Here is a 23067-nt window from a genome sequence, read left to right as displayed (position 1 = left end):
CTTAGTAGCATTTAAGATTGTTAAGCATCCAACAGTTCGTTGAAACGATATTTGCGAGCTTGTTATTGCCCGTGTATACAAAAGGTTGTAGAGGAGAACTTATTACTAAAAATAGAAAAACTGGCTGGGGCAGAAATGGATATAAGCGAACGTATCGTTAATGATTTTATTGATAACGAGATTGGATTTGTAACGACTGTGCCATGCAAACAACTGTCCGGCGTGATCGAGGCAGTTGAGAAGCATGATCAAATTCATCACGTTCCATGCAATCATGAGGCAGAAGGGATGGGACTTTGTGCAGGAGCTTTTCTAGGAGGCACCAGGCCATGCATAATTATGCAAAACACAGCCCTAGGAGTTACAGTTAATTCACTTGCTGCCTTAATACAATATTACCAGATGCCTCTGCCTATGCTGATTAGCTACCGTGGAGAGGTCGGTGAAAAGGTGGCATGTCAAGTGGAAATGGCGATGCACACTAAACCAATTCTTCAACAAATGAATATTCCGTCATATCATTTTCATAAGGCTAGTGACATTGAAGAATTAAGTGCAATTCTAAATCACACATTTATGGCAAGCAAGCCCACTGCCATTTTGGCCGACGCAAGCTTTTGGAGTGCAGCATAATGATACGGAGCGAAGTTACCAAATCCCTAATACCGGTTATTACCGACGAACTTGTTATATGCAACATTGGCCTACCTTCTCAGGAATTATTTATGCACGATGATCAGCCGTCCAACTTCTATATGCTTGGAACGATGGGCCTTTGTTCATCCATAGGCCTTGGCCTAGCTCTCAACCAAAGTGCACCCGTGCTAGCAATTGATGGTGATGGCTCTGTACTTACAAATTTTGGCACACTAGCCACTATAGCAAATAATCCAGCAGACAACTTCACTCTATTAATCATAGACAATGGTTCCTATGGGTCGACGGGTGATCAACCAACCTATGCAGGAAAGAAGACATCTTTATCCAAGGTCGCGAAAGCTTGCGGCTGCGCAAACGTTGTAGAATGCCAAGGAGAGGAGGCTGCGGAAGAGGTTGGCAAGGCTCTTAAGGGAAAGCAAATGACCATAATTGTTTGTAAATGTGAGAGTGGAAATGTTCCTGTTCCTAATATCCTGACTCACCCCGTTTCCATTCGCGATCGTTTTATGACTGAAGTCAAGGCACGCAATTAGAAACACAACCAGTTTGCCCTGTTAAATTTATGAAGATCCTCGCATTACTGAATCTGTCGGAGGCAGAACAACAAAATATCCTCTCCACTCATCCAGCTGTTGAACTTATTATGGCACCTGGTTACTTTGATGGAGAAATCCGGGATACGTGGCCAGCGTTCTGCTGTGATAACTACCTTGCACCTCAAGCATCAGGCTGCGCCACACGGTCAGAACGGGATGCTCTTTTGGCAGATGCTGATGTAATTTTCGGCGGATGGCCATACCCGTTGGATATGCGCCGCCGGTCGCCTAAGCTGAAATGGTTCCATCAGCAACCAGCTGGCGCAAACAATCTTCTTAAAAGCGACCTGTGGGAGAGTGACGTAATCGTTACCACGTCACGGGGTTACGGAAACACCCTTGCCATTGCTGAGTTTGCATTGGCTGGCTTGCTTCACTTTTCAAAAAATTTTCATATCGCTAAACAGGATTGTGCACAACAAAACTTCAACAAATCGAAATATCAATCCTTGTTAATTGAAGGCAAAACGTTATGTGTTGTCGGCGCTGGTGGTATAGGTTCACAACTAGGTCGACTCGCTGACAGACTTGGAATGAGAGTAGTTGGCACAAAACGATCAACGTCGGGCGCCCTTCCAACTGGATTCTCTAAAATAAAAAATCCGTCAGGCCTTTTAGAGCTTCTCGCGGAAAGTCACTTCGTCGCTGTTTGTTGTCAATTGACAAAAGAAACCTATCACCTGTTAAACGAGGATGCATTTAATGCCATCAAACCTGGGGGTGTTATAGTCAATATAGCACGTGGGGAAATTATTGATGAGGATGCCATGGTTAAAGCACTTAATTGTGAGCACCTCCGAGGGGCTGCCCTTGATTGCTATGTTGGTGAATTTGAGAATCCACCACCGCCTATTTTATGGAATCACCCAAAGATTGTTATAACACCTCACTGTTCTGGGAAGTCCGATATAGATCACAAACGCCATACTGAAGTCTTTTGCAAAAATCTTAAAGCATTTATAGCAGGAGAACCCATGCTTAATAAAATAGATTGGGTAACCGGTTATTAGTCAAAATCCAGACTTTGGGTATGTCAACAACGCTATCAATTTAATTGATAGACCAATGAAATAAAGGACTCTTTGATGGCGGATTCTATTGAAAACTTCGACTTCGTTATTGTAGGGGGTGGCTCTGCCGGCTGCGTTCTTGCTAATCGGCTCTCCGAGAACCCAAAGACTAGCGTCTGCCTAATTGAAGCGGGCGCTAGCGATAGTTCACCGCTAATTCATATACCTTTAGGCGTGATGTTTCTGATCGATCATAAAAAATGGAATTGGAATTACAAAACTGCGGGTCAAGCCAACGCATCGAACCGAAAAATATCAATCCCACGAGGTCGGGTTATCGGCGGGTCCAGCTCAATCAATGGTATGGTGTATGCCCGTGGCAATAAACGCGATTATGATGATTGGGCTAATAAGGCGGGCTGCGTTGGTTGGTCATATCGTGAAGTGCTCCCTTACTTCATCCGTTCAGAAAATAATGAAATTTTCCGAAATGATCCACTACATGGAACCTCAGGGCCCCTACATGTAAGTAGGGTCAAGAAGCCAAACAAGATGCTCAATCTGCTCTTCGAAGCAACTGATTCTATGCAATTTCCTCGCCGTCTTGACTTTAACGATGGCGATCAGGAGGGCTTCGGTGAAAGGCAAGTAACGATAAAAAATGGTAAACGATGGTCTGCGGCGAAGGCCTACCTGGACCCCGTACGGAGAAGACAGAACCTCAAAATCCTCACTCAGGCACACGTGAATAAGGTTTTAATTCAAGATGGCAAGGCGACAGGCGTTGAATTTTTGCAGCATGGAGAGCAACAAATCATTTACGCCAATCGCGAGGTGCTGATTTCATGCGGCTCAATAGTGTCGCCCACAGTGCTTATGCGTTCTGGAATTGGTGATCCTGAGGAACTGAAGAAACACGGCATAGCAATTAATTCGTCGGTCCCAGGGGTTGGTAAGAACCTGCAAGACCATATTGCTGTAAGTGTGGTTACACAAACAGCGAGCATCGCGGGTTATGGTATTTCGTTTAAAGCTTTACCTAAACTAGTCTATCACGGAATTGATTATCTTCTCAACCGGTCTGGGATGATTGCTAGTAATATCAATGAAGCAACAGGCTATATTAAAACAAAGCCTAACTTAGACCGGCCAAATATACAAATTGGTTTTGCGCCCGCCGTTAGGGCCCGTGGTGGGCGCAAACTAACCTACGGGCATGGTTACAGCTGCAATGTATCATTAATGCATCCAAAAAGCTTGGGGTCTGTGTCTATAGCCGATACTGATCCAAAATCATCACCGCTTATAGATCCAAATTTTCTGAGCGATGAACGAGATCTAGATGCTTTGGTTGCCGGTATAAAAGTAACGCGTCGCATACTTGCATCTCACGCTTTCGACGCGGTGCGCGGCCCTGAATTACGGCCAGGGAAGGAAATTGTAATGGACAACGAGTTAAAACAGTATGTCCGAAATAATTGTGCTACAGTTTACCATCCTGTTCGCACGTGCGCTATGGGACCTGACGATGATCCAATGGCGGTGGTCGATACGCAGCTTCGCGTTAATGGAATAAGAGGTCTGCGTGTAGTCGACGCCTCTGTTATGCCTCTACAGATTGGTGGAAATACGAATGCGCCAACAATCATGATCGCTGAAAAAGCAGCGGATATGTTGCTTGGAAAACCTGCAGCGCCGGCTTTTAGGGATTTCTAAAATCGATAGTCAGACTGCATAGCCTATTATCCTTTTAAAAGTGGGAAAATAAACATGTCACTCTGCAAGCTTTTGTATTTCAGCCAGCAGTTTTTTTGTAATGTCGATCCCGCATCTTAAGTTCTTCTTTTTTTGTATTTGTTCGAACTCGCCGGGCATTAAAACCATTTCTGCACCTGGCAAAGGCTGACTGTGATGTATTTCGGATGCTAATTCTTCTACGCAGCCGATAAACCTACGTTTAGAGCCGATCGAGCCAGGATCGATAGCAAGAAACATATCTCCTTTTGTAATTTCTTGATCAGTATTCATAGTTCCGCTTACTTTCGTACCTACGGAACCACCGGCCAACCCTCCTGCTAAAAAATCGATCATTATCGCTAAGGCCGACCCTTTTGCCCCACCCGCGGGTAATAAGGCTCCTTTCAATGCGTCTGTTGGATTTGTGGTTGGATTACCCTTTTCATCAATAGCCCACCCATCTGGAATACTCTCACCACGCTCGAGAGCGTTAACAATCTTGCCACGAGCCGCAACACTTGTTGACATATCTACCAGGTACGGAGTACCTGCCGAGGGTACAGAAATAGTTAAAGGATTGGTGCCGAGTATTTGTTGTCGGCTCCCAAAAGGGGCTACACCAGGCTCCGTGTTTGTTAGCACTATTCCTATCACGCCATTTTCGGCAAGCCACTGAGAGTAATATTGCAAAATGCCAATATGCGATGCTTTACGCACACTTACTAACCCAACACCAAAGTTTTTAGCCTTTTGAAGTACGAGATCTGTTGCTTTTTTTGCAACCACAGGCCCAAGACCACTATCACCATGTAGCAAAGCGGTTGCACCTTTGTCTCGAACAACTGAGGGCTGACATGCTGGTTTAAGAGCACCACAGTCCAATCCTTTAATCCAGTTTGGTATACGAATAACGCCATGGGAGTCATGCCCACGTAAGTTAGCCTCTATCAATATATCTGCTACTAAAACCGCGTCTTTCTTTGGCACACCGCGTTTTTGAAATATTGTCTCAGCTAAAGCACGAAGGTTATCTGAGGAGACGCGTAAAGAAGTTCCTTTTTTTAAAATCACCATATCAAGGGCCTCGAATAATTAGTTAAGCCATCTACTTAAGACTTGTGTGCTCGATTGTGTTATCGCCGAGATGAGATGAGCCTACGTGACTATTACATTTTGCAAAATTAACTGAATACCCAGATCCCGGCCCGCACCTTTACGACCTTGGCACTCAGTATTGTCGCATTTCCTTAAGCTCCAATCTGAGTGCCGCCCAAATAAAGGATTGGCTTTTTGATTAACGAGTATTCAAAGCCTAAGCCGCCTTTCCTTATTTTTTTAGACATGACTAGTTCAAGCCCAACGCACCTTATCCTGACTATCCGTCGCAGTGATTAGTGTCATTGTGTTTACAACTGTCCAATCGCATAAGTCATAGCGGCGGTTAAGCTTTTCGCGCATTTCAAATTCAATCTCGTTAGCAGGTATCTTAGAACGTTCCCACATCGCGAGATCGGGCCTGCGCGTCAAAAGCAAGCTGCGCACCGTTGGTCCTTCTCCATTAACCTTCCACAACCCAATGACTTGCGAGTCATAAGAACTTTCGAAATCCGGCCAAGCCGCAATGCACAGCTCCATAAATTCATCATATTTATCTGTCGGCGTCTCAAACCAGCGAAATGCGTAGTTACCTTGGCGTTCTGGCGGTTCATCATTTTTTGGACGAGAGGTTGGATGTAAAATTTCATACCCCGACGCCCGCACTGTAGCCAATCCTCTGTCAAGCAAGCTCGCATGTTCAGATGCAGATTCGATGTCAGGCCAAATTGTAATCGCAATTACTGTGTCGCGCGGCAAGCCAATCTGGCTGCGCCATACGCCGTACAAGGATCCACCTGCTTTTTGTATTCTTTCAACTCCATCAGTGACGATCGAGCCTGCAGCATCCTTCCAACGTCTTGGCACACAATCGATCCTATGACAGGCAAAATTCACACCCATATTATTCTCCAAAAGATTATAACGTTAGCACCAGGTGGCATTTCGGTAAACTTTTCGATCAGGCAGCCTATGCTCAAATTTTGAAGGAGTATAAATATTAAGCTCGTTATTAGGAGTCTTTTTCCATTATAGATGCATTGGTTCGTCATAATATTCCCCGTCTGAAAGGATAGTAAGATGCCAAAGCTAGTTTTTATCCATGGCCCGGGTGCGGGTGGGTGCTCTGATGCATTCGTCAACCAGTTAGATTATTTCCCCGATGCTTTGGCACCCGACTTGCCTGGACATTTAGAAGGAACCCGATGCTTTAATATAGAACGTTATACTGATTGGGTTCGCGGTTGGATCTGGGCCCACGGGGCAAAATCCAACCTTGTCCTATGTGGATATACGCTCGGCGCATCAATTTCGCTGCAATATGGCCTGGACTATCCAGATGAAGTTGCTGGCCTGATATTGATGACTGTTGCTATGAGACCAAAAGTCCGAGAAAAAAACACCTACCAGATGCGTCTTAATGCTGTGGAGAATAAAAAAAGCTATCAAGAATGGATTGATTTCCAAGTTAGAGCTATGCATGCCGTGCCAAAGGCGTTGAGAAGAAAACTACTGCAGCGCCATAAGCAGGTAGGACCAGTCTCACAATATCATGACCTGAAAGCTATTGACTGTTTTGACGTGCGCGACCGCATTGAATCCTTACGGCCAAAGCTTTTACTTATTCGTGGTCTCAATGATCACGGCAACCCACCAAACTACGAAGCCGAAATTCACAAGCAAGTCCCAGGATCCCAATACATAGAATTGAAAAATGCTGGGCATTTTCCAACGACCGAGGCTCCTTCGACTGTAAACCCGATAATCGAAAAATTTGTGGCAACCTTATGATTTCTTTGGCGAAGTCATCACGATGCAATGCGACGAGCCTTACATCATTTGAGTGTATACTCCCAAATATCAAACTTGCCATTGATAGAGTGCCTAAATATGACCGTAATTGCAGTCATAACAAAGAGTGCTAAAACACATTTTAGTGCAAAGGAGCTTGTTTTATTATTTATCCCATCTAACCCAAAACTAACTTGTAACCCTCATGGCTCGCAACAAAACCCATACTGTTATAAAATCGATGGGCGTTTGTGCGTTTTTTGTCAGTTGTTAACTGTACTATGCCGCACCCCTTTTCCTTAAAGCGTTCTATACCCCAACAGAGCATTCTGCGGCCAAGTCCTGTGTTTCTGTATTTCTTCAAAACCCGCACTGCCTCTATCTGACCTCGCCACATTCCAGTGCGAGCTATGCCCGGGATAAAGCTTAGCTGCATAGTGCCCACTATGGTCTTGCTATTTACCGCAACTACTAATAGCTGGTTATCATCAACTGAAATTGCTCGGAATGCATCCAAATAAACCTTTGGGAGAGGCTCTGCTGGAACCTCACGCGCTACGCCTATGGGATCGTCTGAGAGCATTTTGACAATTGCACAGAGATCAGCCTGAACGGCCCGACGGAATATAATATCGCACTCACACATATATTACTCTCCCTGTGTCATCACACTAGCGATGTCTCGGCGAAGTTTGCGGTTACGTTTCAAATGCCATTCTCGGCTCATTGCTTCGCTCTTACTTTGGTAACTCTCAGCGTAGAGTAACTTCCATTTACGACCGCGAGTCGCACGCGCACCAACTCCTGCATTGTGGGCAGCCAGACGTGCATCAATATCATTTGTCCATCCGACATAAGTACGGCATACCCTTTTTGTACTTTGAGCGCGGCGCTCTAAAGTTCCAATAACATAGACATAGCAGCTCAATTATTTTGACCTCAGTTGTCTAAGATGCAGGTTTCAACCCTGGCAGGCAATTGTTTGTCCAGATCATACACACGGTATGAAAAAGGCTTCTCGCAAAATGCGGGGGCGCCAGAATGTAGAACTTTTCCCTCGACCAGTGTCCCAGGATGATAGTGGCCCGATAGAACGGCAAGCACCCTACCCGATTGATCTATTGATTTTTTTAAATCAACAGCAGTCGTATACTGATAGTGCTTGTTCTTTGCAAAAACCGGCGGATGTATCATGTAATGCTGCACATGCACTTGTGCACACTCATGCTCGTCACCTGAAATTGCTTCATGGAAAAGAGCTGCATTGAATTTATCACGAGTTGGTTGCTGTTCAGTAGATAACCTGTCCCAAAAACAATAGAAACGTAATCCAGCAATATCGTTAGGAGACCCGTAACCGTTAAAAACTTCTGCAAAAGATTTTTCATCATCATTATTTCCAGGCACCACAACGAATGGTATCCCAACTGCCAACAACCATTCTTTTATAAAAATCAGGTCCGATCTCACATCGTTGAGCCAGTCACTAAGAGACCGTTCATCTGGTGTTTTGCCATTAATTACTGATGCCGGGACATCGAGCAAATCACCAGACAGCACCAAAACATCGGGCGCGTGAGTTAAAATCCTGTCCTTCAGACGCTCTAAAAGAGCCGGAACTTTTCGCGAAAGCCGAGACGGATCTTTTGCCGTACCAGGTAATTGGAGGCGCATATGCATGTCTGTCCAGTGAAGTATTCTTGTCATACCCATATCCTAGCAGCCTAGCCATCTATTAGTACATTACTTACCTTCCAACATCGAAATGTAACGACTTGCCAGTAAAAACCGACAGGTGTACTCGTCAGAGAGAGTTCTAGGAGAAGGAACCTCAAGTGTTCAACTCAAAGTTTGTGCGCCGACCCATTTTCGTACTGGTTGCAGCTGCATGCATAATTTTTGCTGCCTTCGGTATTCGCCAAAGCATGGGCCTTTTTTTGCGCCCTATCTCTGATGGATTGGGATGGGGGCGAGAGATTCTCTCGCTTGCTCTCGCAACACAAAATCTTCTCATCGGTTTTGCCGCCCCATTTTTTGGTGCAATAGCAGACCGTTGGGGTCCGCCAAAAACTTTAGCAGTTGGAGGGTTGTTATTCTCATTGGGGCTGCTACTCATGAGCCTTGCATCAACCCCTTTCCTTATGTTTGTGAGCGCCGGCGTTATGATGGGTATCGGGCTTGGCGCATGTGGGATGCCCTTAGTACTTGCAACTGTGAGCAAAGTGGCCCCCGAACAAAAACGCAGCCTCTGGATAGGTATCATCACAACATGTGGCACGGGGGGACAGCTCCTATTGGTCCCAGCAAGTAGACTAGCCATTAGCGAACTTGATTGGCCTACTAGCTTGCTCATGCTGTCTATAATAGCAATGCTGATTGTGCCGATAGCATTGACCACATCATCTGCAATTACCAAGGATACTGCCAAAGATAATAATATTAATATACGCGAGGCACTTCGGGAAGCTTTCTATCATAGAAGCTATCGTTTTCTTACATCCGGATTTTTTGTGTGTGGTTTCCATGTAGCTTTCGTTGCTATTCATTTGCCAGCTTTTGTCCATGACCGTTGCGCAGCGCCAGGTCTTGGTGCTACGGCATTAATGCTGATAGCATTTTGTAATATGATTGGAGCTGCAACATCGGGTTGGCTGGGCGGACGCTACTCAAAAAAATATTTATTATCTGCAATCTACAGTGGCCGGGCTTTGGTCATGTGTTGTTTTCTTCTATTCCCTGTCACTCCTTTAACTGTAATCGTTTTCTCCTGTTTTATTGGTCTTCTCTGGTTAAGCACGGTTCCGCCCACATCTGGCCTAGTAAGCCAGATTTTTGGACTACGATACATGGGGATGCTCTACGGGATTGTTTTCCTGAGCCATCAGTTAGGTGCATTTGTGGGGATATGGCTTGGCGGCTATATTTTTGACAGCACTGGTAGCTATGCGATTGTATGGTGGACTGCTGTTGCTTTGGCTGCCGCAAGTGCGATTATTCATTTACCAATAGATGAAAGGCCACTAGCCCGTTTAAATAAAGCTTGAAAGTCGCATTCTGTAATGTGAAATCTTCATTTGAATGTATTTCGGAGAGAATGATGGCTATGCTTTTTGAGGAATTAGGTCATAGCAAAAGTCTATTGGGCGATTTAATCTTGCAACGCAGACATGAATTACGCCTTAATTCTGATGTTTATGAAGTTAAACTCGGTGATGACTTTTTAATGACTAGTCTTTTTCATAAATCAGAAGAAGCGCTTGCGGATCTCAGTCGACAAAAACTTAAATCAGATAGTCTCAATGTTGTTATTGGAGGGTTAGGCCTCGGTTTTACAGTAGCTACCGTTCTAAAAAATTAAAAGATACATGACCTTCTTGTAATAGAGAAACAACCTGCAGTCATCGATTGGCACCGTGCTCACATTATTCCGAGTAATAATCACATAACATTAGATCAAAGATGTCGCTTTGTGGCGGGAGTTTTTTCGAACTTATTCTATCAAAGACCGGATTTGATCCTAATAATGCATGCCGGCGTTTTCACGCTATATTAGTTGACATCGATCACTCACCTAAACAATGGTTAGCCCCGGCTAACTATTTTTTTTATCAGAAAAATGGCCTCACAGCGATCAACCAACATCCCCTGTCAGGCGGCGTATTTGGGCTCTGGTCCAATGATGCTCCTGATGTAACCTTTACCAATCGGCTTGCATTAGCAGTTGGTAAAGCTGATGCCATACCAATAACTTTTGAAAATTCGCTGATCGGCACCACTGAGACCCAAACAGTCTATTTAGCGAGAATGCCCTAGCATAGTTCGACACCTGAAGTAGAGATATATCTGCTCCTCAGCAATAACAGAAATAATGGAGAGAGAGCAGGTTGTTGGGATTAAATATTCACCAATAGCCGAGGAACTAGCATCACAGTCTAAATGGGTGATTTTATATATCCATGACCCATAATCTTTCATATGACATGCAAAACAATACCCGGATGGAACATATAATAAATGTAAAAAACTTCTTATTTTATATTTATTGAAATAATAGATATGTAAATTACCTTTTTTTATTTGATTTTGTTTGAATTTTGTACAAATTTTTATTGAATTACAACCAATATTCATGTAATATCAGGTTCATTACTAAATTGGTGTTTTTATATGCTCGCAAATCATCAAATAGTCTCTGAACAAAATCCATCGATAAAAAGTTTGGAAACAAAGTGTTCACTGGAAATATTGCTTGCAGATGAAATTAAGCACTTAACCGCAAGCGCGGATAATTGTATTTTTGCAATATATGATGCTCGCATGCCAAACGAGGGGCCCATCGATTTTATAACGTATGAATGCAGTGACAAACATGCTTCGCTTGACATAGATGTGAATTTTAATTTTGAGGGAATCGGCGTCTGGTATATTTGCAATCGTTACGATGAAACATATCAATTGCGCCACATCTTAGTGCAAATCAAGAACGGTCGTTTTGTAAAAGGACGAGTAGAACACTTCCATGGTTATTGGGATGAGTTTCCTCAATTCATTGCTGAAGATCGTTGGATAAAAGCATTGGCCCCGGACTCCTAAAAAAACCGATCATTTATTGTACCTTGCGATAATACGTTGGCTTAGGTAACCGCTCGAAAACTCTAATCCATACTTAATGAAATTCACACGATACACTGAATGCATTTTCATGTAGCGGGGTTGCTCTGGTATTTTTTTCCGGGATATTCTCCACTTATCCATCGCAAATACCGTACATTCTTCGCTCAATGCGATAGAGCATTACATTTAATTCCATACACCTTTTTTGGCGCTTAATGTAGAGGGTTTTGGCCATTGCTTGTAATTGGACAGTATACATTCGCGAAAGTCTGCCTACACTTTGTTGGTCAAAACTTGCACGCTTATATTTTGCTTAGGATTGATTGCTTTGAGCAGTAATGTCAGCCCGCTCATTTTCAATCGCAAACCCAAACTCATAAATATTATCGTTCACTTTGTCAGAAATTTAGTAAAGACGACAGATTTTGAGTATAAAGCCAAGATGCATTCTTTCCTGCTCACTCTTCACCGTGATAAATAACACTTCATGTTAAATTTAAAAAATCTAACGTATCGTGTAGGCGACAGAGTATTGCTTGACGAAGTTAATGTGAGCATACCTGCTGGTCATAAAGTTGGTCTTGTTGGCCAAAATGGCACCGGCAAAACAACGTTGCTAAAGCTAATCATGCGTCAATTAAGCCCATCTGGAGGTGACATTGTTTTCCCACAAAAATGGGAATTAGGTATGACAACCCAAAACGCACCAGAAGGTTGCCTTTCGTTACTAGATACTGTGCTCGCAGCAAACAGAGAACTAACTAAGCTAAAAAAAGATGCTGAAGATATAAGTAATCCTGAACGTCTGGCTCAAGTCCATGATCGACTGTGGGATCTAGAGGCCCATAGTGCAGAGGCGAGGGCAGCAAGGATTCTAGCAGGGCTTGGCTTTGATGATGCTGCCCAACATCGCCCATGCCACGAATTTTCTGGTGGTTGGCGCATGCGCGTTGCTCTCGCTTCTCTTCTCTTTGTTAAACCTGACTTGCTGCTCTTGGACGAACCAACCAACCACTTGGATCTTGAGGCTACGTTATGGTTAGAGGATTTTTTGAAGCAATACCGCGGGACATTCATAGTTGTGAGCCATGATCGTCATTTATTAAATCTGGTGGTTCAAGAAATTCTCCACCTTGAAAAGCGTAAATTGACCCTTTATTCAGGTGGCTATGACAAATTTGAAAATGCACGCCGCATGCGCTTGGAGCAGAATATTCAACAACGCAAAAAACAGGAAAAAGAGCGCGCCCATATTCAAAACTTCATCGATCGTTTCCGTTACAAGGCAAGCAAGGCAAAACAGGCACAATCTCGATTGAAAAAATTAAAGCGATTGCAACCCATTGCCGATCTACAAACTGATCAGAACCGAAAATTTATATTCCCAACACCATCCCCTCTTTCGCCTCCCTTATTAACCTTGGAAAAAGTAGATGTTGGCTATACCACTGAGCCTGTCTTGCGTGATATCAACGTTCGACTGGATAGCGATGACAGAATCGCGATTTTAGGTGCCAATGGAAATGGCAAGTCTACACTAATCAAACTGCTAGCCGGACACCTCAAACCCATTACCGGAAAAAAAACAATATCTAGTAAACTTCGCATTGGATACTTTGCGCAACATCAAACTGATGAACTCAATATTAAGGGAACACCCATATCTGAAATTGCCCGTAACAGGCCCAGAGATACCGATACTCAATTGCGAAGCCATCTTGGAAGATTTGGCTTTGATCAAGACCGCGCAGAAACACAAGTTTTAGCTCTGTCTGGTGGAGAAAAAGCGCGCCTTCTTTTCGCCCTCATGAGCTGCAATAAACCACATATACTCTTACTTGACGAGCCGACTAACCATCTTGATGTGGATTACCGTCAAGCTCTAATCCAAGCAATAAACTGCTTTGAGGGAGCTGTAATTATTGTCAGCCACGACCCCCATGTTATTGAGCTAACGGTAGACCATTTCTGGATAGTACAAGGCGGCGCTGTGAAGAATTTTAATGGTGATGTACAAGATTACCGTCAACTGTTACTGAACCGACAAAGTGGTAAGGTTTTTATTAATAGGCCAGATAGCTCACGTCATATCCGCAAAGAACAACGCCGTGCAGCTGCCTCAACGAGAGCTAATTTAGCACCACTTAAAAAAGCGCTGGCCCATGCAGAAAATATGGTTGAAACTTTAGACAGTGAAAAAAAGAAACTTCAGATGAGCATGGCTGACCCTGCTCTTTATGATGATAGCTTAGATCGATCAATTCTATTGCAAAAACAACTTGGCCGAATCGAAAAAGATCTTGCGAAAGCTGAAAAAACTTGGGCGAAGTTGCAAGAGGACTGGGACCAACAGAAAAATGGTTAACTTATAAATTACAGTACCTAGGAGCGCGGAATGCGATACTTTATGTTCTTAATGCTGATCCTAGGCATCTTAGGGCCGGCATCCGCAGGCCCCATGGAGGCTCTTGTTGCTTACAAGAAGGGTGATTACAAAACTGCGTTTACTCAGTGGGTCGATCTCGCTAACCATGGCATGACAAAAGCACAATATTACGTAGGAGTAATGCAAATTAATGGGCAAGGGACTGAGTCCGATCCCAATTCTGGAGCTCGCTATATCGAAATGGCGGCAATTAATGGTTACGCACCTGCTCAACATGTTTTTGGAATGCTCTACTATAACGGGCAAGGCGTTGATAAAGACCTAATTCGCGCATACGTATGGCTATCCTTGGCTGTGTTACATGGACGTAAAAAGGCAGGAATAGAACGTGATAAAGTATGGTGGCAAATGCCCCCCCCTCAAGTTGCCGAGGCTCGCTTAAAACTCGCTGACCTAGTTGCAGATGATCGGACGGGATTGGGTGACGATAGAAAGGCCGCTCAAATAATAAAAGCGTTGGCAGAAACTGGCCATGCGGAGGCACAGTTAAGATTAGCAAAACTTTACTTTGAGGGCCGAGGTGTGACGCTTGACATCATTGAGAGCTACAAATGGCATACACTATCTGCTTTTAGAGGTAATATCGAGGCACAGGCCACGGATGCTCAGTTGAAGTCGCACATGACACAAAAACAGATTGACGAGGCCTCATCACGAGCAGCCAACTGGGTACCGTGTAGGAAAGGCAATCACGAGTGCTGATAGAATCCACTAGGTATTATAGAGCCCTAAAAGGTGTGCCCTGTGCTTTAAAAGAGCCACGACCACGCTCAAAATAGGCACTTTAATATTAGCTTTCTGAGCTAGCTCGAGAGGGACACCAACCATTGAGTCTATTTCCATGTGATGAAGCCGTTCAAGATCCTGCAGCATTGAAACCTTATGCGATCCCCCCTTGGTCAACTTAAAACGTTCGACTGGGTCTATGTCGATTGATGTACCTAGGCTATTCGCGATTGCCATTGCCTCCTTCATTATTCCAATAGCAAGGGCATGCGTTTCATCGTTTTGCTGTAATTCATCAGTAGTACTATGTGTTAAACAACTAATAGAACCAGTGGCCATATTACTCATCAACTTGTCCCACACAGTATAGCGAATGTCGTTAGAAAGCGGGCCCATATCGGCTTCATGAAAGACATCATGAATTTTTTTTAGACGAACTGATTTTGAACCTGTTGGCTCACCAATTTGTAGCCAATTGCGGCCCGGGCTTGTATTTCTTACAACACCTGGGCTTTCTAAAGTATTGGCAGAATATACTACGCCGCCAATAGCACGGTGAACACCAAGTTCGTCCCAAAGGCGGCCTCCTGGATCTAAGCTCTCGACCCTACGCTCCTTTGAAGGTTTATCAAGGCCATAAAAATACCACCACGGAATGCCGTTTTGCGCATAAATAATCGGTGTCTCAGGGCCCAAAAGTTCCTTCATTTGGTCTACAATATCACTTAATGAATAACTTTTGACCGTGACAATAATAAGGTCTTGCAATCCAAGTGAAGCCGGGTCATCGCTTGCATTTACCTTTGCGTGCAACGTTTCTTGATTAACTCTGTGCAACGTAATGCCGTTATCACGTATTGCATCGAGTTGTTTGCCACGTGCAATGCAAGAAACATCGACACCAATTGCCGAAAGACGAGCGGCAAAGTGGCTCCCTATAGCGCCAGCTCCAAAAATGCAAACTTTCATGAGAAAAACATTTCCATGGACCTCATTCTAAGATTGGCTTAGGGGTACCTATTTGGTTTCACACAGCCACCCCATAATAGTTGTTTGCGATCATGCATTCCAGCGTCTAATGTAAGCTGAATCGACCATATTTGCCCCACGATCGTAGATCAATCAACTTGTCATGTCTGATTAATTCAGGCAAATTCATGGCTCAGGTTACTGCGGGGAAAGCAGTGAGGAGTTCTTTGTATCACCATGCCCAATTTGTTAGCCTGAAAATACTAATATATAAAAATTTTACCTATCAAATTCTTTACCGTTCTTTGCTGCATTGGCGGCGTACCATAGTCACTTTTTCACAGCCTAAGTAATATAATATCTTTAACACCAGTGAGAAAAAATTGCGCTATTTGCACACAATGATAAGGGTTTCAAACCTTGAGGAGTCACTGATTTTTTTTCAGACACTTGGACTCAAGGAAATAAGGCGACGTGATAGCGAGAAAGGTAGATACACAAATGTGCATTTAGCTGCAAAAGATGACATTGCATCGGCAGAGGCTGTTCGATCCCCCACTTTGGAACTCACGTATAATTGGGACCCCGAGGAATATAGGGGTGGTCGAAATTTTGGACACCTTGCCTTCGAGGTTGAAGATATTTATGCCATATGTAAAACACTCATAGAAATAGGCGTGGTTATCAATCGTCCACCTCGTGACGGTCATATGGCTTTCGTGAGAACTCCTGACGGAGTATCCATAGAATTGCTACAAAAAGGGGAAAGTTTACCTAAACAAGAACCTTGGGCGTCAATGCAAAACTCTGGAGAATGGTAAATGAAATATCTTCACACCATGATAAGAGTTACGAACCTTGAGGATTCCATAAATTTTTTTACCTCGAACTTGGGCATGACCGAAACCCGTCGTATTGAGAGTGAGACCGGCCGATTTACATTAGTTTTTTTGGCGGCTTCCGAAGATCTTGGAAATGCAAAATTAAATGATTCTCCCGTACTCGAGCTCACTTGGAATTGGGATCCTGAAGAATATGATGGTGGTCGCAATTTTGGACACCTTGCATATTCGGTAGATGACATTTATTTGACTTGCCAAAAGCTTCTAGACAATGGAGTCACAATCAATCGACCACCAAGAGATGGAAAAATGGCTTTCATCCGATCACCAGATGGCATTTCTATAGAATTATTGCAAAAAGGTGAAAGTTTGCCAAAACAAGAACCATGGTCTTCAATGGACAACATAGGGGTTTGGTGATTTTGTCAGTGCACCTAAATTTTTTAAACGATCACATCGCCTTGCTTCAATACAAACCCGCGGCTAAAGTAAAGATAAATAGACGAATGGGAGTCTGTGAATGGTTGATTTAACTGGCATTTCACCACGCCAACAGTACTTGGATTACCTTAAAAAAGGCGAACTTGCATATCAGATTTGTAGTGAGAGCGGTCAGGTGGTTTTTTATCCTCGCGTTGTCGCGCCGATAAGCGGCAATACAGATCTGGAATGGAAAGTAAGTAAAGGTCTCGGAACAGTCTATTCAACAACAACGGTGTGTCCTCGTGGCAAAGAGCCCTACGATGTTTCGCTGATAGACATGGATGAAGGATTTCGACTTATGAGCCGCATTGAAACCGTGGATCCTATGGATGTCAAAATTGGCATGCGGGTGAAGGTTAAGGTGCATCAAGATGATAATGATAGCGATCCCTACCCAGTCTTCCAGCCTGTGGAGTAATAGAAAATGGATTTAAAAGGAAAAGTTTGTGTGGTGGGAGCGGCTGAGTCCGACTTGGGTAAAGTAGCAGAAAACACAAGCCACTTGGACTTGATTGGACAAGCAGCAATCCGTGCCCTTGATGATGCGGGGCTAACATTGCAAGATGTTGATGGTGTCTTCGCAGCCACCAGTCAATCACGTATGGTTGGTTTGGGCACTTGCGAATACCTCGGCATCAAACCTAATTTCATTGACTCCACACAAATCGGCGGTTCATCATTCATGTCTCATGTGAGCCATGCAGTTGCCGCCATAACAACCGGAAAATGTAAGGTGGCTCTGATTGTTTACGGCTCTACCCAACGTTCTATGAGCAGAGCTGCGACTAGCCAACGGGAGTTAGCTTGGTATGAGGACCCTTTTAAGCCGATGATGCCACCATCAGCGTATGCAATGTCGGCAGCACGCCATATGCATGAATTTGGCACCACTCGCGAGCAACTAGCCGAGATCGCCGTCGCTGCGCGGAAGTGGGCCATGATGAACCCTGTTGCCTACAATCGTGATCCACTTACCATTGACGATGTTTTAAACGCCCCCATGATAAGTTATCCATTCACCATTCGCGACTGCTGCCTCGTTACAGACGGTGGCGGAGCAATTGTTTTAACATCTGCTGACCGCGCTAAAGACTTAAAACAGCCCCCAGTATTTGTTTTGGGAACGGGCGAACAAATTGGGCATGCAAACATCAGCAGTATGGATGATATGACAACCACTGCTGCAGTTGAGTCAGGCAAAAAAGCCTTTGAAGCGGCTGGTGTCTCTAAAGGGGATATAGATGTATTAGCACTTTACGATGCATTTACTATTACAACACTTCTTTTTCTGGAAGATCTGGGCTTTTGTAAAAAGGGAGAGGGTGGGTCATTTGTTGAGAATGGACGAATTGCCCCCGGTGGAGATCTGCCCGTTAATACATCTGGCGGTGGCCTTTCATACTGTCATCCAGGTATGTATGGATTATTTCTACTCATTGAAGCTACGCGCCAAGTACGCGGCCAGTGCGGTGAACGTCAGGTTAAAGACGTTGATGTCGCGCTGGCTCACGGCAATGGCGGTGTCTTATCAAGCCAATGCACTGTAATTCTTGGCAATTCAAGTGCTGTTTGAATAAAATATTCTGGGCGCAGGTGGTCATAAAATTAATCATTATATCGATTTCTAAATCCTTTAAACGCGACAGGAATATTCTTCATTTCTTGGAGTAAGTCTGGGGGAATTTTGGGGTCCACGCCTGGTATTTGATTTATATATATCGTATCTGAAACACCATCGTAGCGCTCTCTAATAGATCCAACAATATCCTTGTGTGTCGCAGCAGCAACAAAAAGATTTACATGCTCATCAGAAAGTTCTCGGGCCATTTCCCCCCATCTCCCTTTCTTTGACATGCTATGCAGCTTCAATCCCAATTCCTGTTCACCATGGGCTGCCCAAACTGGTAGATATGTTCTGGTCGACCCATAGAATGCTAAACGTTCACGCACCCATTCAAACTGCTGCGCAACCGTTTTCTCGTCCGGGCCAGTAATTACATAACCCCCTCCCACTACTTCGAAGTTCTTTCGAGCCATTCCGCTCGCTTTCCAGCCCGCCTCAAGCTCTGGCAACAAAACATCTCGCATGTATTTACCTGTACAAAAAGAATGCAGCCGCACACCGTCAGCAATGCTGGCGGCAAGCCGTATCATCGCCGGTCCCACCGCCGCCAATGTAACAGGAACCATTGAATTGCCAGAAGGGTTTGGTGAGAAAACAGGTGTCATCAAATCAAACTGGTAATGGTCGCCCTGAAAATTAAGCTTCTCCCCTTTCTCCCAACAACGCCAGATAGCGCGTAATGACGCAACATATTCTCTCATTCGAGGGGCTGGAGCACTCCAAGGTACACTAAATCGGCGTTCATTATGTCCTTTAACTTGGCTACCGAGCCCAAGCACAAAACGGCCATTCGAGCTGGATTGCAGATCATTTGCCATCATCGCCGTAACCATCGGGCTTCTCGCAAATGCAACCGCTATACCAGTTGCTAGCTCTACGCGGTTTGTTGCATTTGCTACAGCTGCTAACGGCAAAAAGGGATCATGTGATAACTCAGAGGTTTTCAGTCCATCTACGCCTAATTCCTCATAATAAAGAGCACTTGCTTTAGCGGCACCCAGATTCTGTTGAGGCAAAAGTGCCATAACACGCATAGTAACACTCCAGCATTAAATACATTTGTTTAGGCTGCCGAATAACCTCTTAAGTTTCATGCAGCAATCATTTTTCCTTTATCAGCTGGGCTATATGCGCCCTAGCGTAATTAACCCTAATCGCCTGAATTGGAAACTGCTTCTTGGGCTCGAGTAGAAGTCTCAGCCGTGGGGGCTTGCATTATGCACACAGCAATTTCCAAAAGCTTTGTAATACCTGTTTTAACTATATTTTGCTCTCGACTTGAAAAGTAGACCAGTTATACACAGAATCATTAAATGGTCCACCTTGCTTCCAACCACCAGAAGGCACGATACTGTCGTGTACAAAAACTTGCTCTATTGCCAGCGATTTTTCAGAATTGGTTTGCATCCCATGGCTGGAGCCCCTACCCTCACCAATTGAAAATACTCGAAATTGCTCAACAGTCGCCTCATGCATTAATTACAGCACCAACCGGCGGCGGCAAAACGCTTGCGGGTTTTTTACCTACATTAATAGAGTTATCAAATGACCCCCAAGATAGTTTGCACACTCTTTATGTATCGCCGTTAAAGTCTCTGACAGTCGATATCCAACGGAACTTGGATGTGCCGATATCAGAAATGAGCCTTCCTATCTCGGTATCCGTAAGGACAGGAGATACAAAACAGATCGTTCGCCAACATCAACGGAAAAAACCGCCAAACATACTCCTCACCACTCCTGAAAGCCTTACTCTACTTCTTTCGTATCATGACGCTCCAATATTATTCAAAACTTTAAAAAGAGTAGTAATTGATGAAATTCATGTATTAGCGGGCACGAAAAGGGGTGACCAATTAGCGCTTGGCCTTTCTAGGATACAACAGCTAGCGCCTAAATGTCAGAGAATTGGGCTATCTGCTACAATCGCTCATCCTATTGCGTTATCAGCATGGTTAGCGCCACAAGGGCAGGCCAACTTGGTTAACCGCTTGGATGGCTCGTCTCGCGCGAAATTGAAGATTAATCTCCTTAAGAGCAAACAAAAGCTACCTTGGTATAGTCATTCGGCACTCCACACGATGGAAGAGATTTACCAAGAAGTAGAAAAAGCGCAAACTACTCTAATTTTCGTCAATACAAGAGCCCAAGCAGAAATTACATTTCAAGCATTATGGAGGGCAAATAAAAAGTGCCTCCCGATAGCGCTGCATCATGGGAGCTTAGCAAAGACATTACGACTTCGAGTAGAAAAGGAAATGGCGTTGGGCGGTCTAAAAGCAGTAGTTGCCACATCGTCACTAGACCTTGGGGTTGATTGGGCAGCTGTCGATCTTGTGATCCAGATTGGTGCACCAAAGGGTGTTAGCCGCTTAATCCAGCGTATTGGTCGAGCAGGCCACAGTCTTAATACACCAAGTCGCGCTTTTTTAGTGCCAACAAATCGATTTGAAGTTCTTGAATGCACGGCGGCTTTGGAAGCCGCGATTGAGGGGACGCTAGACGACGAGACTCCTCGGCCAGGCAGTTATGATGTGTTGGCCCAACATATGCTAGCAATGGCATGTTCCCGCAGTTTTGAAGCTCAAAAAATGTATAGCGAAATCACTACCGCCACACCTTACGCTCGCTTATCACGTGATATTTTTAACGATATCTTAGCTTTCATAGACCATGGAGGTTATGCACTTCGGACATACGAGCAATGGCGGCGCTTGAAAAACATCGAAAACCAGACGTATAAAATTGCTTCGCAAAAAGTAGCAAGACGCGTGCGAATGAATATTGGAACAATTGTGGATTCACAAATGTTGCAAGTTCGGGTTGGCAAACAAAAAATACTTGGAAAAATCGAGGAAAACTTTGTTCTTGGATTGCTACCCGGTGATACTTTTATGTTTGGCGGAAACGTATTGAAGTTCCAAGGGATCCGGAATACGACGGTGACTACATCCCTTGCCACTGGAGGTGAGCCAAAGGTCCCATCGTACCAGGGTGGAAGACTGCCACTTTCTACACATCTTGCTGATCGAGTGCGGTCTATCTTAGCGAATCCCCAAAACTGGTCAAAACTTCCCCATCAGGTTCGTGATTGGCTTGACATTCAGTCTCAGATGTCAGTATTGCCAAAGAGAGATGGTCTACTAGTTGAAACTTTCAAACGATCTGGCAAAGCGTTTTTAGTAGCTTACTGTTTTGAAGGCCGTAAGGCACACCAAACGCTTGGTATTCTTCTAACAAAACGAATGGAACGTTTGGGGCTTGGACCAATTGGCTTTGTTGGCACCGATTATAATATTGCGATTTGGAGCATACATCCAGTAACAGATATAAACGAACTATTCGACGAAGATATGCTAGGTGACGACCTTGAAGAATGGTTGGCTGACTCTTCACTTCTCCGCAGAACTTTCCGTGAAGTGGCGACGATCTCAGGCTTAATAGAACGCAATCATCCTGGAACATCCAAAACTGGCAGGCAAATGACAGTGAGTTCAGATTTAATATACGATACCCTTCGCCGCTATGAACCAAACCACATCATGCTAAAGGTGACACGAAGTGACGCCGCTCGCGGGCTCACAGATATCAAGCGTTTAGCTAAAATGCTTAAAAGAGTTGAAGGCAAGATTGTCCATCAGGAACTCTCACGCGCATCACCATTATCAGTGCCTATCTTGCTGGAAATTGGGCGGGAGACAGTTGGCGGCTCACATAAAGATATGCTCTTAGATGAGGCAGAAACCTCTTTGATATCAGAGGCGTTCGCTACAGAAGAAACTTCATGAGCAGTACTGAATTCCAATTTAATGGAGAACGAATGCTAGCTGATATTTCCGGCGCATTAATATGGCCGGAAAAAAACACTGTTGTCGTATCTGATTTGCATCTTGCGAAGGGAACTTCATTTGCTAGCAAGGGGATATTCTTACCTCCATATGACAGCATTGAGACGCTTTCAGTATTGAATAGCGTTTTAACACATTACGCCCCTGACCGAGTCATTTGCCTAGGCGATAGCTTTCATGATAACGAGGCATCAAGCCGTTTGGGGCCAGAAGAAAAAGACATTATTCGCCAATTCACCCGGTTATATGATTGGATTTGGATTACAGGCAATCATGACCCCACCCCAACACCCACTCTTGGCGGCAAGATTACCACGCAGACGAGTGTTGCCAATTTAATGTTCCGCCATATTACCATGGGCGGGGGGACCAAAGGCGAAATATCTGGCCACTTCCACCCAAAAGCAAAAATTAAAATAAAAGGGAAAAAATTGAGTGCCCGCTGTTTCATCTCAGATGGAACGGATAGGCTTATAATGCCTGCTTTTGGAACGTATACGGGAGGGCTTGACATCTCTCATCCAACTATCAAAGCTTTGTTTAGTGATAATTATATGGTTTTGATTCTCGGCCAGCGCAAAGTTTTCACTTTCCCAAAAACTGTGCTTAAAAACTATGAACGATAA

General features: G+C 44.3%; 24 protein-coding genes. 17 read left to right on the top strand and 7 right to left on the bottom strand.

Annotated features, from left to right (window positions below; genetic code table 11):
• The first annotated feature begins 135 nt into the window (after window positions 1-135).
• From comD to VX941_07200, 4 genes are all read left to right on the top strand, one after another.
• The gene (comD, locus tag VX941_07215; GenBank protein ID MEE2933199.1) at window positions 136-633 is read left to right on the top strand and encodes a sulfopyruvate decarboxylase subunit alpha; all 498 of its coding nucleotides are present in this window, start codon (window positions 136-138) and stop codon (window positions 631-633) included.
• On the top strand, window positions 633-1193 hold the full coding sequence (gene comE / locus VX941_07210; protein MEE2933198.1) for a sulfopyruvate decarboxylase subunit beta: 561 nt from the start codon (window positions 633-635) through the stop codon (window positions 1191-1193). Before comD ends, comE begins: the two co-directional genes overlap by 1 nt.
• 29 nt (window positions 1194-1222) lie before the next feature.
• Window positions 1223-2266, top strand: a complete 1044-nt coding sequence (locus tag VX941_07205; protein MEE2933197.1) for a D-2-hydroxyacid dehydrogenase — start codon at window positions 1223-1225, stop codon at window positions 2264-2266.
• A 75-nt stretch (window positions 2267-2341) separates the two neighbouring features.
• On the top strand, window positions 2342-3982 hold the full coding sequence (locus tag VX941_07200) for a choline dehydrogenase (GenBank protein MEE2933196.1): 1641 nt from the start codon (window positions 2342-2344) through the stop codon (window positions 3980-3982).
• 57 nt (window positions 3983-4039) lie between these two features.
• Here the strand turns inward: VX941_07200 and VX941_07195 are convergent, their stop codons facing one another.
• Together VX941_07195 and VX941_07190 are read right to left on the bottom strand one after the other, a co-directional pair.
• Window positions 4040-5077 (bottom strand): Ldh family oxidoreductase, encoded by a 1038-nt coding sequence (locus tag VX941_07195; protein MEE2933195.1) that lies wholly within the window; start codon window positions 5075-5077, stop codon window positions 4040-4042.
• A 276-nt stretch (window positions 5078-5353) separates the two neighbouring features.
• Window positions 5354-6001 (bottom strand): hypothetical protein, encoded by a 648-nt coding sequence (locus VX941_07190; GenBank protein ID MEE2933194.1) that lies wholly within the window; start codon window positions 5999-6001, stop codon window positions 5354-5356.
• A 177-nt stretch (window positions 6002-6178) separates the two neighbouring features.
• Here VX941_07190 and VX941_07185 point away from each other — a divergent pair, with 177 nt between their 5' ends.
• Window positions 6179-6889: an alpha/beta hydrolase gene (locus VX941_07185; protein MEE2933193.1), complete on the top strand. Its 711-nt coding sequence runs from the start codon at window positions 6179-6181 to the stop codon at window positions 6887-6889.
• Between the two features lie 178 nt (window positions 6890-7067).
• Here VX941_07185 and VX941_07180 read toward each other — a convergent pair whose 3' ends face one another.
• Genes VX941_07180 through VX941_07170 form a run of 3 tightly spaced genes read right to left on the bottom strand, consistent with a single transcriptional unit; the run spans window position 7068 to window position 8596 of the window.
• Window positions 7068-7535 carry a GNAT family N-acetyltransferase gene (locus VX941_07180; protein MEE2933192.1) on the bottom strand — a complete coding sequence of 156 codons (468 nt, stop codon included), beginning with the start codon at window positions 7533-7535 and terminating at the stop codon, window positions 7068-7070.
• A 3-nt stretch (window positions 7536-7538) separates the two neighbouring features.
• Window positions 7539-7796, bottom strand: a complete 258-nt coding sequence (locus tag VX941_07175) for a GIY-YIG nuclease family protein (protein ID MEE2933191.1) — start codon at window positions 7794-7796, stop codon at window positions 7539-7541.
• A gap of 32 nt (window positions 7797-7828) precedes the next feature.
• Window positions 7829-8596, bottom strand: coding sequence for a metallophosphoesterase (locus VX941_07170; protein MEE2933190.1), 768 nt, complete (start codon window positions 8594-8596; stop codon window positions 7829-7831).
• A 128-nt stretch (window positions 8597-8724) separates the two neighbouring features.
• Here VX941_07170 and VX941_07165 point away from each other — a divergent pair, with 128 nt between their 5' ends.
• The 6 genes from VX941_07165 to VX941_07140 all read left to right on the top strand — a co-directional run bounded on the left by VX941_07165 (window position 8725) and on the right by VX941_07140 (window position 14651).
• Entirely contained in the window at window positions 8725-9933 is a 1209-nt protein-coding gene (locus VX941_07165) for an MFS transporter (GenBank protein MEE2933189.1), read from the top strand.
• A gap of 53 nt (window positions 9934-9986) precedes the next feature.
• Window positions 9987-10247, top strand: coding sequence for a hypothetical protein (locus VX941_07160; GenBank protein MEE2933188.1), 261 nt, complete (start codon window positions 9987-9989; stop codon window positions 10245-10247).
• A gap of 101 nt (window positions 10248-10348) precedes the next feature.
• Window positions 10349-10702, top strand: coding sequence for a hypothetical protein (locus VX941_07155; protein MEE2933187.1), 354 nt, complete (start codon window positions 10349-10351; stop codon window positions 10700-10702).
• Window positions 10703-11056: 354 nt separating this feature from the next.
• Window positions 11057-11482, top strand: a complete 426-nt coding sequence (locus tag VX941_07150; GenBank protein ID MEE2933186.1) for a hypothetical protein — start codon at window positions 11057-11059, stop codon at window positions 11480-11482.
• Between the two features lie 553 nt (window positions 11483-12035).
• Window positions 12036-13868: an ABC-F family ATP-binding cassette domain-containing protein gene (locus VX941_07145; protein MEE2933185.1), complete on the top strand. Its 1833-nt coding sequence runs from the start codon at window positions 12036-12038 to the stop codon at window positions 13866-13868.
• A gap of 30 nt (window positions 13869-13898) precedes the next feature.
• The gene (locus tag VX941_07140; protein ID MEE2933184.1) at window positions 13899-14651 is read left to right on the top strand and encodes a tetratricopeptide repeat protein; all 753 of its coding nucleotides are present in this window, start codon (window positions 13899-13901) and stop codon (window positions 14649-14651) included.
• A 9-nt stretch (window positions 14652-14660) separates the two neighbouring features.
• Here the strand turns inward: VX941_07140 and VX941_07135 are convergent, their stop codons facing one another.
• A complete protein-coding gene (locus VX941_07135; protein MEE2933183.1) occupies window positions 14661-15644 on the bottom strand; it encodes a 2-dehydropantoate 2-reductase in 984 nt (327 codons plus the stop codon).
• 383 nt (window positions 15645-16027) lie between these two features.
• Between VX941_07135 and VX941_07130 the strand changes: the two genes are divergently transcribed.
• The 4 genes from VX941_07130 (at window position 16028) to VX941_07115 (ending at window position 18542) form a co-directional block, all read left to right on the top strand.
• Window positions 16028-16465: a VOC family protein gene (locus tag VX941_07130; GenBank protein ID MEE2933182.1), complete on the top strand. Its 438-nt coding sequence runs from the start codon at window positions 16028-16030 to the stop codon at window positions 16463-16465.
• On the top strand, window positions 16466-16906 hold the full coding sequence (locus VX941_07125) for a VOC family protein (protein MEE2933181.1): 441 nt from the start codon (window positions 16466-16468) through the stop codon (window positions 16904-16906).
• Between the two features lie 100 nt (window positions 16907-17006).
• Window positions 17007-17387 carry an OB-fold domain-containing protein gene (locus VX941_07120; protein MEE2933180.1) on the top strand — a complete coding sequence of 127 codons (381 nt, stop codon included), beginning with the start codon at window positions 17007-17009 and terminating at the stop codon, window positions 17385-17387.
• A gap of 6 nt (window positions 17388-17393) precedes the next feature.
• Window positions 17394-18542, top strand: a complete 1149-nt coding sequence (locus VX941_07115; protein ID MEE2933179.1) for a thiolase — start codon at window positions 17394-17396, stop codon at window positions 18540-18542.
• Between the two features lie 32 nt (window positions 18543-18574).
• Here the strand turns inward: VX941_07115 and VX941_07110 are convergent, their stop codons facing one another.
• Complete coding sequence (locus VX941_07110) at window positions 18575-19627, bottom strand: TIGR03617 family F420-dependent LLM class oxidoreductase (GenBank protein ID MEE2933178.1); 1053 nt, start codon at window positions 19625-19627, stop codon at window positions 18575-18577.
• 279 nt (window positions 19628-19906) lie between these two features.
• Here VX941_07110 and VX941_07105 point away from each other — a divergent pair, with 279 nt between their 5' ends.
• Both VX941_07105 and pdeM read left to right on the top strand, forming a co-directional pair.
• Complete coding sequence (locus tag VX941_07105) at window positions 19907-22381, top strand: ligase-associated DNA damage response DEXH box helicase (protein ID MEE2933177.1); 2475 nt, start codon at window positions 19907-19909, stop codon at window positions 22379-22381.
• Window positions 22378-23067 carry a ligase-associated DNA damage response endonuclease PdeM gene (gene pdeM / locus VX941_07100; protein ID MEE2933176.1) on the top strand — a complete coding sequence of 230 codons (690 nt, stop codon included), beginning with the start codon at window positions 22378-22380 and terminating at the stop codon, window positions 23065-23067. The genes VX941_07105 and pdeM overlap by 4 nt, the downstream gene beginning before the upstream one ends.

The sequence above is a fragment of the Pseudomonadota bacterium genome (genome assembly GCA_036339585.1).
GTDB lineage: Bacteria > Pseudomonadota > Alphaproteobacteria > UBA8366 > UBA8366 > UBA8366.
The sequence above is the reverse complement of the archived record's forward strand: the minus strand, read 5'-3'. Positions and strand labels throughout refer to the sequence as shown.

Bases quoted from the DNA above. Each gene is read 5' to 3' on its own strand.
- comD (MEE2933199.1), top strand. From the start codon at position 136: ATGGATATAAGCGAACGTATCGTTAATGATTTTATTGATAACGAGATT.
- comE (MEE2933198.1), top strand. From the start codon at position 633: ATGATACGGAGCGAAGTTACCAAATCCCTAATACCGGTTATTACCGAC.
- VX941_07205 (MEE2933197.1), top strand. From the start codon at position 1,223: ATGAAGATCCTCGCATTACTGAATCTGTCGGAGGCAGAACAACAAAAT.
- VX941_07200 (MEE2933196.1), top strand. From the start codon at position 2,342: ATGGCGGATTCTATTGAAAACTTCGACTTCGTTATTGTAGGGGGTGGC.
- VX941_07195 (MEE2933195.1), bottom strand. From the start codon at position 5,077: ATGGTGATTTTAAAAAAAGGAACTTCTTTACGCGTCTCCTCAGATAAC.
- VX941_07190 (MEE2933194.1), bottom strand. From the start codon at position 6,001: ATGGGTGTGAATTTTGCCTGTCATAGGATCGATTGTGTGCCAAGACGT.
- VX941_07185 (MEE2933193.1), top strand. From the start codon at position 6,179: ATGCCAAAGCTAGTTTTTATCCATGGCCCGGGTGCGGGTGGGTGCTCT.
- VX941_07180 (MEE2933192.1), bottom strand. From the start codon at position 7,535: ATGTGTGAGTGCGATATTATATTCCGTCGGGCCGTTCAGGCTGATCTC.
- VX941_07170 (MEE2933190.1), bottom strand. From the start codon at position 8,596: ATGACAAGAATACTTCACTGGACAGACATGCATATGCGCCTCCAATTA.
- VX941_07160 (MEE2933188.1), top strand. From the start codon at position 9,987: ATGGCTATGCTTTTTGAGGAATTAGGTCATAGCAAAAGTCTATTGGGC.
- VX941_07155 (MEE2933187.1), top strand. From the start codon at position 10,349: ATGTCGCTTTGTGGCGGGAGTTTTTTCGAACTTATTCTATCAAAGACC.
- VX941_07150 (MEE2933186.1), top strand. From the start codon at position 11,057: ATGCTCGCAAATCATCAAATAGTCTCTGAACAAAATCCATCGATAAAA.
- VX941_07140 (MEE2933184.1), top strand. From the start codon at position 13,899: ATGCGATACTTTATGTTCTTAATGCTGATCCTAGGCATCTTAGGGCCG.
- VX941_07135 (MEE2933183.1), bottom strand. From the start codon at position 15,644: ATGAAAGTTTGCATTTTTGGAGCTGGCGCTATAGGGAGCCACTTTGCC.
- VX941_07125 (MEE2933181.1), top strand. From the start codon at position 16,466: ATGAAATATCTTCACACCATGATAAGAGTTACGAACCTTGAGGATTCC.
- VX941_07120 (MEE2933180.1), top strand. From the start codon at position 17,007: ATGGTTGATTTAACTGGCATTTCACCACGCCAACAGTACTTGGATTAC.
- VX941_07115 (MEE2933179.1), top strand. From the start codon at position 17,394: ATGGATTTAAAAGGAAAAGTTTGTGTGGTGGGAGCGGCTGAGTCCGAC.
- VX941_07110 (MEE2933178.1), bottom strand. From the start codon at position 19,627: ATGCGTGTTATGGCACTTTTGCCTCAACAGAATCTGGGTGCCGCTAAA.
- VX941_07105 (MEE2933177.1), top strand. From the start codon at position 19,907: ATGGTCCACCTTGCTTCCAACCACCAGAAGGCACGATACTGTCGTGTA.
- pdeM (MEE2933176.1), top strand. From the start codon at position 22,378: ATGAGCAGTACTGAATTCCAATTTAATGGAGAACGAATGCTAGCTGAT.